The 11,772-nt window shown below is 51.7% G+C and carries 4 protein-coding genes; 2 read left to right on the top strand and 2 right to left on the bottom strand.

The window, feature by feature from the left end; translation table 11 throughout:
- Positions 1 to 20: 20 nt before the first annotated feature.
- Positions 21 to 758, bottom strand: coding sequence for a substrate-binding periplasmic protein (locus RF679_RS05470; RefSeq protein ID WP_309483207.1), 738 nt, complete (start codon positions 756 to 758; stop codon positions 21 to 23).
- A gap of 343 nt (positions 759 to 1,101) precedes the next feature.
- Here RF679_RS05470 and RF679_RS05465 point away from each other — a divergent pair, with 343 nt between their 5' ends.
- Both RF679_RS05465 and RF679_RS05460 read left to right on the top strand, forming a co-directional pair.
- Positions 1,102 to 2,406 carry a metal-dependent hydrolase family protein gene (locus RF679_RS05465; RefSeq protein WP_309483206.1) on the top strand — a complete coding sequence of 435 codons (1,305 nt, stop codon included), beginning with the start codon at positions 1,102 to 1,104 and terminating at the stop codon, positions 2,404 to 2,406.
- A gap of 92 nt (positions 2,407 to 2,498) precedes the next feature.
- The gene (locus RF679_RS05460; protein ID WP_309483205.1) at positions 2,499 to 3,206 is read left to right on the top strand and encodes a DUF6445 family protein; all 708 of its coding nucleotides are present in this window, start codon (positions 2,499 to 2,501) and stop codon (positions 3,204 to 3,206) included.
- 71 nt (positions 3,207 to 3,277) lie between these two features.
- Here the strand turns inward: RF679_RS05460 and RF679_RS05455 are convergent, their stop codons facing one another.
- The gene (locus RF679_RS05455) at positions 3,278 to 11,653 is read right to left on the bottom strand and encodes a DUF4214 domain-containing protein (RefSeq protein WP_309483204.1); all 8,376 of its coding nucleotides are present in this window, start codon (positions 11,651 to 11,653) and stop codon (positions 3,278 to 3,280) included.
- Between the last annotated feature and the right edge of the window lie 119 nt (positions 11,654 to 11,772).

Below are 11,772 nucleotides of genomic sequence, written 5' to 3'. Positions count from 1 at the left end.
AGGTCCTATGGCGCGCGAGCTCAGTGATAGCCCTTCAAAACGCGCTGTAATTCACCGCTACGCATACCGCGTTCGATTGCTTTATCGATCTTGCTAATGACATCCTCGTATTTACCCTTCGCGCTCGCAAAGTGAACGGTATCGTAAAACATCGGCTTATCCGACACATCAAAGATCTTGTTCTGCAATTCGAGATCACTCGCCTGTGGAATCAACACTTTATTGACATAGTCTTCGACTTCCTTACTGGTCTCCATATTGCGCACTGGCCACAGCATTAAATCACTACGTTTTGCGACAATTTTCTTGAAGCGCGCTGCAGTCGAAGCTGAGTCTTCTTCGACTGTAAAAACGGTACCTCGAGCTTGATCGAATTCGAGTCCATGACTAAACCCACGGCCGATGCTGATCACCTTGCCGCGCAAATCTTCCACACTCTTGAACGCAGGCTTAGGACGCCCGTAGGTAATCGCCCAGACCTTTTCGGTGATTAATGCCTGTGAAAAATGATACTGCTTCATCCGTTCGACAGATCGTGAAAATCCATAGATCACACCGTAGCCATTTAAGGTTTCGACTTGGGCCCGCTTCCAAGGAAGAATAATGGGCTCGAACCTCACGCCTGTTTCTCTTTCAAAGAAACGGATGATGGCATGGACTTTTTCTTCCACAGGAATTTGTCGGCCTTGCGCATCCAAATTCTCTTGCAAGAACAAGCGAACAGGTTTCGTTGACGCCTTAGCTGGGGCCATTTCCATGGCAAAGCTAGGGCAACAGAAAAAGAGAAAAATAATACAAAATCTAAACAACATAGCAACACCAAAAAACATGTAGGCGCGAGTATCGCAGCACTCATTAATTTCCGCAAGAAAACTTTCTTCAGTTCTTATCGCTTGATTAAGGCTTTCTTCGTTTCCATGTCGAATAGCCAATTTTTCGTAACAAACAAACTAGTCAATTCAAAAACTTGCTTGTCATTATTGATAACTCGAAGCGAACTGTGGCAAAAATACCGACGAATAAAAAATATGGTTTAGAAAGCACCGAGAAAACAGAGCCTTACCGCTACAATCGAGCGCACTTCACCCCAAGGAGAATCGCATGACACTACGCCCTCATTTTGTTTTACTCGCATTAGGACTTTGCAGCGCACCCAGTTTTGCTCAACAAACCGTGGTGGATTGCGGCAAGCTATTAGATGTAAAAGCGGGTGTTTGGCGCGACAAAATGAGTGTAGTGATCGAGAACAAACAAATTAAGTCGATTGTTCCATCGCAATCCCTCACCGGCGAACAGCGCGTAGATTTGAGTGGCTATCATTGCTTACCGGGACTGATCGATATGCATGTTCACTTGAGCGATGAAACCAAGCCGCAAGTCGAACAATTTCGTTCGACTCTCACACTGGACAGCGCAGACATTGCGTTTCGCTCAATCAAATATGCAGAGCGCACATTGATGGCAGGCTTCACATCCGTACGCGATCTCGGTGCCAGCGACGGACTTAATATCTCTCTCAAGCGCGCCATCGAAAATGGCGATGTGCAAGGACCACGCATGTTCACGGCGGGTAAGTCCATTGCGACAACAGGTGGACATGCGGACCCCAGCAATGGCTACAATCGCAAACTGCGCAATGCACTTGGCAAACCAGGCCCTGAGGATGGTGTCGTCAATGGCGTAGAAAGTGCGCGCGAAGCGATCCGCAGTCGTTACCAAGAAGGCGCTGACCTCATCAAAATCACCGCCACTGCTGGTGTTCTGAGCCAAGCTTCCAGTGGTGACAATACACAATTTAGTGACGAAGAATTGCAAGCCATCGTTAGCACCGCCAAGGATTATGGATTCCGTGTGGCAGCTCACGCGCATGGCAACGAGGGGATTAAGCGCGCCTTGCGTGCTGGCATCGACTCCATCGAACACGGCACTTACATGGATGACGAAGCGATAGCCTTATTCAAACAAAAAGGTGCATGGTATGTTCCAACCATTTCCGCTGGACGCTTCGTGGCCGACAAAGCCAAGATCGACAACTACTATTCGCCTCTTGTTCAACCGAAAGCAGCGGCAATTGGCCCACGCATACAATCCACTTTCGCAAGAGCAATCAAAGCCGGCGTGAAAATCGCTTTTGGTACCGATGCTGGTGTGTTCCCGCACGGCGACAACGCCAAAGAATTTGGCTATATGGTGGAAGCGGGAATGACACCGCTCGCGGCAATTCGTAGTGCAACACTCAGCGCCGCCGAATTGCTCAATCAAAGCCAACGCCTCGGTAGTCTCGAAGCTGGATTTGCGGCCGATATGATCGCGGTCAAAGTCGACCCATTGAAAGATGTGAAGGCCTTAGAAAGTGTCGCTTTCGTGATGAAAGATGGTCGCGTGGTGAAGTCTCAACACAAATAATGAATGAGTTTCTGTTCATCGTATCGATTACTCGTTCGATTTTGCGTGAATTCAATTCGCCTTTTATAGTTCTAAATTGTTTTTGAAATCCTATGTTACCTTTACCCGGTCCTCATGTTGTACTTCCTGCGATCCCTGCGATTGCCCCCAAGCTGCCTTATGAAAAATTAGAGCATGGGAAGAACTATTGGGTCGTCGATAATGTCTTGCCCAACCCAGAAGCGATTGCAGAGCGCTGCTTCTCGCGCGAAAAGTGGGAGTATGGCAAACCCTATCAACCAGAAAGCTGGCCGGGTATGCGTTTTCATGGAGCCCTCAACGCTGAGGAACTTGAGCATGTGGAATCCATTGTCAAAAAATTGGTGGGCAAAGACAAACTATGGATAGAACAGCCGCCGGGCGGCTTGCGCCTTGATTGCAATGTGGCGCAGCTCGTGGGAGCGGGCGAGACCACGCCTCATCCGCATACCGACAGCCGTAAATTGTGTCGCTATGCCTGTGTGATTTACCTGAGCCCCAACCCGGCGCCGAATTCTGGTACGAGTTTCTGTCGCCTCCGTTACCCGAATGGCGCGATTGGCGGCAATATTGTTGAAGCGCCCAACAATAATTTGGTCGATGCTTTGAAAGTAAAAGCCTTACCCATTCAGGCTTGGTATGAAGACATGCGAGTCGAAAACGTATTCAATCGCATGATCCTCTACAAAGCCAATTTGGTTCATTGCGCCACCGGATATTTCGGTAAAGAGTTGCGCGAGAAACGCTTAACAACCGTGTTTTTCTGGATGACCGAAGACTAGTCATCCAAAGATCCAAAGAATAAAGGGGCCGCAATCCTGATACTACCGACCAAGAACTGCGGCCTCAAACTTTAGATCGTGAACGACAAACTATTGGTATTACCAGCCAAATCTGAGACACCGATCAAGCTGATAATGTCACCAACTGCAACCGTGGTACCTGTGCCTAGGGTTAAGGTCATCTGAGTTCCGTCAGAGCTCCAAGACACACTCGCACCAGTACCGAACGAATGAGAATTAGTGATCTGCACATTCGCTAAGCCAAGCGCTTTATTGGTTGCTTCGCTAATGTAAAACACGTAGGTATCAAGATTATTGATCAAACCGTTACTATCGTTATCGTTGAAGGTAGGTAGTCCAGCTGCGGCTGGAATGCTGGTTTCCATCGAGGTCGTCAGACTACCGCCGATAGCGCCAACATTGCCCGCCACGTCGATCACGCGCGCCGAAATTGTTTTGACGCCATCTGCGCCCCAACCTGCGTTCGCATCGATCGTCACATTCACTAAACCAGCAGCCAGCTCACCCGCGGTGATGCTGTGAATGACGGGAATCGTAAAAGAACTGCCTCCCAATAAAATCTCGACCTTGTCGCTCAAGACAGCGCCCGTGCCAGTTAAATCCACAGTAGCGACAACGCCGGCTGTTTTTTCGACAGCATTGATGCCATTCGTAGCCACCGCAGCGGCAACTGGGTTACTTGGCGCCGTTGGTGCGACCGTATCAAGATTGATCGTAACTGCACCGCCAGCGTTCCCGACATTACCTGCCACGTCGGTGATGTGCATGGACAGAACATGCGAACCGTCGCTCCCCCATCCGGCGCCGCTGGGCACCGTAAAATCAAAATTGCCGGCGCTAATTTCCGCACCCGTCAGCACATGTGTGATTGCACTGGCAAAGCCATTGCCATCGATCAGAAGTGTCGCTGTGTCGCCTGCAACGGCCAAGGTCCCAGCAATATAACCGGTCACCGTAATCCCTGCATTTTTCTCTGCGAGACTGATGCCACCACCAGCAGCTGGGGCATACAGTTGGCTGACCGGCGCATTCGGCGGCGTGGTGTCTTGCATGGATACAGTCAAAGAGCCACCCGCTGCACTGACGTTACCAGCGACATCGACGAAACGTGCGGTAAACACCTTGTCGTTATCATTGCCCCAACCACTGGTTTGAAGAATCGTAGCGGTCGCGAGTTTGGCTGCAACCTCGCCTGCCGTCACCGTGTGTAAAACAGGGATCGTGAACGATGCACCACCAATCAAAATCTCAACTTGGTCACCCGCAACAATATTGGTTCCAGTGAGGTCGACATTCACCGCCACACCCGCAACTTTTTCTGCGTTATCGATACCGCCGGAGGCAGCCGGTACGCTGAGAGCCGTTGGCGTCGGATTCGGTGCTGTGGTATCAAGATTCACAGAAATGGCGCCGCCAAGCGCACCGGGATTTCCGGCGAAATCGAGGATGCGGGCCGAGATGATTTTACTGCCGTCACTGCCCCACACTGCATTCGCCGGAATCATCAGAGAAATGCTGCCGTTGCTGACATCACTCGCACCTATCGTTTGCATTACCGCCGTCGGAAAACTCACGCCGCCAATCAAGATTTCAGCGCGATCGCCCACTACAGCGCTGGTTCCAGTCAGATCAACCACCACCGCAACCCCTGCCGCTTTTTCTGCTGCATTAATGCCATTGCTCGCCGCAGCGATAGCAACCGAGTTGCTGGGGGACAGTGGTGCCGTAGTATCCAAAGAAATCGTCAAAGAACCACCCGCTGCGCCAACATTACCCAAGACATCCGTGAAGATTGCCGTCAGCACCTTATTCCCATCGGGGCCCCACACCGCACTGCCGGGGATAGTCACCGTCGCTGATTTGGCGAGCACTTGTGCCGCGGAAATCGTTTGCGTTACTGGAACACTAAACGGTAGGCCATCGAGCAAAATACTGACCGTATCGCCAGCAATCACACCAGTCGAATTGAGATCGATTTGCACATCGACCCCTACATTTTTTTCCACGCCACTGAGTCCATTGCTTGCAGCCGTGACGACCAAAGGCGTCGGCGTTGCGCCTGGAGGAGTGCCATCGAGCGTGACTGTCACCGCCCCACCTGCACTGCCGAAATTGCCCGATGAATCAATAAATCGTGCCGACAAAATCTTACTGCCATCCGCACCCCAGCCATCGCTGGTTCCTATCGTCATGCTCACGCTACGATTGACCAAATCGGTCAGATTTAAGACTTTCGAAACCGGCGTGGCGAAGGAAGTTCCTCCGATCAAAATTTCGATGGTGTCACCTACCGTTGCTGTAGTACCGGTCAAATCAACCGTCACCACGACTCCAGCGGCGCGTTCAGCTGGGCCAATGCCACCTCCTGCATTTGCCGGAATTTGCAGCAAACTGCCTGGTCCGCTCGGTGCAACCGTATCGAGATTGACGCTGACTGCTGCACTTGCAGGCCCCAGATTACCTGTGACATCAACGATTCGAGCAGATATCAATTTAATGCCATCGCTGCCCCAATTTGCGGTACTCGGTATCACTGCGTTGACGAGATTATTGCTGATGTCTGTCGTTGTAATACTTTGCAAAATTGGGGTGCTAAAAGACGCGCCACCGATGAGAATTTCGACCCGATCACCACTCGCAGCATTGGTGCCCGTCAAATCAATTAAAACGGTGACACCACTTTGCTTTTCGGTGCTGTTGATGCTGTTCAACGCAGCGGGAATTAAAATGGGATTACTTGGGCTACTCGGTACCAAAGCATCAACCACAACGTTCAATGCGCCACCCGGCAAGCCTTGGTTTCCAGCAGTATCGGTAATGTAGGCTGATAAAGTCTTATTACCGTCACCTCCCCAGTTTACTGAACCTGGAATCGTCACAACCGCACTTTTCGCCGTGATCTGCGCCGCACTCAAGGTCACAGACACAATAGGCGTAAAACCTGCACCACCCAGCATCAGGGTGACCACATCACCAGCAACCGCATTCGTGCCCGTCAAATTGACTGTGACATCAACGCCAGCAGCCAATTCAGACGCATTCAATCCATTCAGAGCCGCCGGGGCGGTCAACACCACATTTTGCGAAGCGGGAGCAATGCTATCCAAGGTCACTTTGAGACTGCCACCACTGACGCCCACTTTGCCGGTCGTGTCGACAATCCTCGCGGCGATTGTTCGATCACCGTCGGTGACACCCCAAGCGGAATCACCGCCAGTAATACTTAAATTTGCTGTACCGGCTGCAATCTCACCGGCGCTAATGATATGGAGCGTCGAGTTAGTAAAACTTTTTCCATCAATCGTGAGTTCAATCGCATCGCCTACTTGTACATTGGTGCCCGCCAAGCTCGCGGTAACCACCATCGCGTTGGCTCGCTCAGTGGGATTAATGCCGCCAACAGCAACGGGAATTTGCAAAGGACTTGCGATCGGATTAGGTGACAAAACAATCACCGATACTTTGCCTGCAGCGGTGCCGGTATTACCTGATGCATCGATAAAGCGCGCCGTCAAATCTTTACTACCACCAGCACCCCAGCCATCCGTGGTTCCTATCGTCAAACTAACCGATTTTGCGAGTACTTCCGCAGCACTCAGCGTCTTGATGACCGGTGTGGCAAACGACACGCCACCAATCAGGATCTCAATCTGCTCGCCAGCCACCGCCGTGGTTCCAGTCAAGTCGGCCACAACCACCACACCGGCAGCGCGTTCAGCCGGTGTCAAGCCACCACCGCTATTGGCCGCAACTTGAAGGATTGCTGTTGGCCCAGCCGGAGCAATCGTGTCCAGCACCACGCTCACACTATCGCTGATCGGTCCAACATTGCCGGCGACGTCGATAACACGCGCGGCGAAGACTTTACTTCCATCAGCGCCCCAACCAGCAGCCGATGGAATAGTGACGTTGACATAGCCATTGATTAAATCCGCCACTTGTATGGTTTGTAGCACTGGTGTCGTCATCGAAGCACCGTTTAAAACGATCTCGACTTTGTCACCCGCCAAACCACCAGTGCTCGTCAAGTCAACTTTCATCACGACGCCGGCAGTTTTTTCGCTCGCATTGATATTCGACGTTGCAGCCGCGATCACCGGCAACACGCTTGGTTTGCTTGGTGCTTGTGTATCAAGATTAACCGTAAAATTATTGCTACTAGCACCGACATTCCCTGCACTATCGCGAATAAAGGCGCTGATCGTTTTACTGCCATCGCTGCCCCAATACGCCCCATTGGGGATCTTCAAAGTTAGGGTCTTAGCCGACACCTGTGCCGCGCTTAAGGTCGCGCTAATGCCAGTACCGATAGCTTGTCCATCGAGTAGTAAAGTCACGACGTCCCCCGCCACCGCATTTGATCCATTCAAGTTAATGGTGACATCAACGCCAGCGGCTAATTCACTCGCACTCACTCCATTCGCCGCAGCGGCAATAGTGATCGTGGCGTTTTGTGAAGTCGGCGCTTGGCTATCCACTGTGACTTTCAGATCGCCACCGGCCACACCAACATTCCCCGCTGCGTCAATGACCCGGGCGGTGATCACTTTCAAACCATCAGTGAGTCCCCAACCACTATCGGCAGCAGTAATTTTGAGTTGCGCTAGTTTGCTCGCGACTTCATCGACTGTGACTTCATGTAAAGTTGAAACAGCAAAAGGCCGACCATCGATGAGTAGCTCGATGCTGTCGCCCAAGACGACATTCTGGCCTGTCAAATTGACGGTCACCATCACATCATTGGCTTTTTCAACGGCACTTAAGCCACCGATCGCCGCGTCGATCTGGATACTCCCTTTAAAGGCGGCAGGTGCCGTAAAATCAATCTCAGCAGCTGTCGCGACACTGGCAGGGCCTATATTGCCCGTCGTATCAATCACGCGTGCAGACAACAATTTAATGCCATCGCTGCCCCACACTGCGGTATTCGGAATGACGACAGTAACGCTACGATTGCTCAGATCGGTGGCACTAAGATTTTGCAGAATCGGCGTACTAAACGGCACTCCACCAAGCAGAACCTCGACCTTGTCACCCGCACCAGCGTTCGTGCCAGTCAGATCAATGATCACGGAGACACCGGCTTGCTTCTCTGCGCTGTTAATCGCATTAGTCGCGGCGGGAACCTGAACTGGATTGCTGGGCATATTCGGTACGATCGAATCAACCACGACATTCAGGGCGCCACCGGTTAGGCCTTGATTCCCCGCCGTGTCAGTGATGTAAGCCGATAAGGTCTTGTTGCCGTCACCGCCCCAATTTACTGTACCAGGGATAATGATCACAGCACTCTTCGCAGTCACTTGTGCTGCACTCAAATTCACCGAAACAATCGGCACAGGATTAGTCGAGCCCAATAACAAAGTGACGATATCACCAGCCACAGCGTTGGTACCGGTCAAACTCACATTCACACTAACACCGGCCGCCAACTCAGCGGCGTTTAGACCGTTCAGCGCAGCCGGTACTGTTAAGGTAATTTTTTCTGATAGAGGTCCGACGCTGTCGAGGCTCACCTTTAACGCGCCTCCACTGACCCCGACTTTACCCGCCGTGTCGATAATGCGCGCTGCAATCGTACGATCACCATCAACCGCGCCCCATGCAGGATCGCCACCAGCAATCGTCAAATTCGCAATGCCCGCGGCGATTTCACTAGCACTAATCACGTGCAAGGTTGAATTGGTAAAAGGCTTGTTGTCGATCAGAAGTTCAATCGCATCACCGGCTTGCACATTCGTGCCCGCGAGATTCGCGCTTACCACGATGGTGCTCGCCTTCTCGAGCGGATTAATCCCCCCCACTGCAACCGGAATTTGCAATGGGTTTGAAATGGGATTAGGGGCCAATACAGTCACCGACACTTTGCCAGATGCCGTACCTTGATTACCCGAGACGTCGATAAAACGTGCGGTTAAATCCTTGCTGCCACTGGCACCCCAGCCATCATTGGTGCCTATCGTCAAACTGACCGATTTCGCTGCCACTTCGGCAGCGGTCAGAGTTTTAATAACCGGCGTCGCAAAAGATTGTCCACCAATCAGAATTTCAATTTGTTCGCCAGCGAGAGCCGTGGTTCCAGTCAGGTCGGCGACGACAACGACGCCCGCTGAACGTTCTATTGGCGTCAGGCCGCCACCGCTATTTGCAGCAACTTGTAGGATGGCGGTGGGACCGCTGGCTACAATAGTATCCAGAACAACCGCGACGTTATCGCTGATCGCGCCAACATTGCCAGCCACATCAATCACACGAGCCGCTAGCGTCTTATTGCCGTCGGCCCCCCATCCTGCGCCGCTCGGAATGCTTGCGATCACAAAACCATTGAGTAAATCCGCAACTTGGATGGTTTGGTACACAGGCGTCGTCATCGACGCACCATTTAAAAGGATTTCGACCTTATCCCCCACCAAAGCATCGGTGCTTGCCAAATCCACTTTCACCTGCACGCCAGCACTCTTTTCGCTGGCATTAATATTCGATGCGGCGGCAGGAACTAAGGGCAACACGCTTGGCTTAGTTGGCGCCTTCGTATCCAAAGCAAAACTAAAATCACTGCTATTCGCACCAACATTTCCGGCGCTATCACGAATATACGCCGTGAAAACTTTGGTGCCATCCGCGCCCCAATAGGCGCCGTTTGGAACTTTAATACTCAAGATCTTGGCCGAGACTTGCGCCGCTGTCAGCGTGGCATTTAAACCGCTTCCAATCGGCTGCCCATCCAACAGCAAGACGACGACATCCCCAGCAAGGGCGTTCGAGCCGTTTAAATTCACCACCACATCAACGCCCGCCGCAAGCTCTGTTGCGCTCACGCCGTTGACTGCAGCAGCGACAGAAATCGTGGTATTTTGCGACGCCGGCGCTTGACTATCGACCATCACTTTCAAATCACCGCCCGCCACACCGATATTGCCCGCGGCATCAATCACACGTGCGGTAATTACACGAATGCCGTCCGTACTTCCCCACGCCGTATCGCCTCCGCTGATTCTGACGAGCGCGAGTTTCGCTGCGATCTCCTCGGGTGAAAATTGATGCAGGGTCGAATTTGCAAAAGGCTTACCATCAATTAAAAGTTCGATCTGATCGCCAGTCGCCAAGCTCATGGCTGTCAGGTTAACTTTCACCATGACGTCGATCGAACGTTCTGCCACGCTCAGCCCGCCCACGGCGGCATCGATTGCTAACAGATTTTTGAAAGCCGCAGGCGCCGTCTGGTCAAGCTGCACCGCCAAGCCGCCACCAATGCTGCCAACATTGCCAGCAAGATCAATCACGCGTGCTGCAATAATTTTCTCGCCGTCGCTGCCCCACGCAGCATTGCTCGGTATCGTCGCCATGACAAAGCCAGCATCAAGATCAGCCGCTGTGACCGTTTTGAGAGCCGTCGGTGAAAACGATTTACCGTCTAGCAGTACTTCGACGGTATCACCGGCCAAAGCTCCGGTGCCCGTCAAATTCACTTTGACTGCCACACCGGCGGCCTTTTCAACGGCGTTGATGCCATCGGTAGCGGCTGCAATGTCAACTGGAATACGCGGTGCAAACGGCGCAATTTGATTCACCACTACTGCAATCTCACCACCCACATTGCCCTTCACACCTGCTGTATTTCGAATATAGGCACTCAAGCTATGCGTGCCATCACTACCCCACACACTAGTGGTCGGTGTCGTCAGGGTCGCAAACTGCGCTTTAATATCGGCGGCAGTGAGAACGTAAGTCACAGACTCTGGGAATGGCGCGTTGTCAATCAGGATTTCAACGATGTGCCCAACGATCGCATTGGTACCTTTCAAATCGATGGTCACTTTGACACCCGCTTTGATTTCAGCAGCACTGAGACCATTCGCCGCAGCTGGAACAGTCAATGCATTACTTGGCGCACCAATGCCGATGCCAGTCACACTCGGATCAAGAGCCTTTTGCGCTGAACCGACTGTACTTGTATCAGCATTGACGGTTTGCAAAACGTTTTTTAGAAAGCTCGGTGTAAATTCGGTTTGTTGCGCATTCTGTAAATCCACCGCATATTGCGATACCGCCAAACGATTCACGATATATGCTTTGCCTGGCGTACCGTCCGGTGTCGACAAGCCAGCGTTGATCATGTCCATCACCAACTTACCGCGTCCCAATCCGCCGTTTAATTGCCCAACCCAATAGGCCAAGCCTTCCGCATCAGGCACCTTGCCGAATACATTGGCGTAAATTGCGGTCACAAAAACTTGGTTCGTCATCGCTGTTGGATAAATCGCTTTGACGATATCTAAACTAAATACTGTTTCAAGAATGGCATCAAAAGAACGCCCACCATTGATCTGGGCAAGCCAATAATCAAGACCGCTTTTCTCGGGAGCACGCACAAATGCAGCCAGATAAAGTTTTATTAGTTCGTACTGATAATTAAATGTTGCCATTATTGATCCTAAATCGAAAGCCAAGTGGCGCATCGGTGCCACTGCTTGCATTACATCCCATACGGCGTAAACGTCGCAAAACGCGAACAACTTTAAGGCTGATATGAAGAAAGTTTAAG

The organism is Undibacterium cyanobacteriorum, from assembly GCF_031326225.1.
GTDB lineage: Bacteria > Pseudomonadota > Gammaproteobacteria > Burkholderiales > Burkholderiaceae_D > Undibacterium > Undibacterium cyanobacteriorum.
Note: the sequence above shows the minus strand (reverse complement) of the source record. Positions and strands in the feature narration are given on the sequence as shown.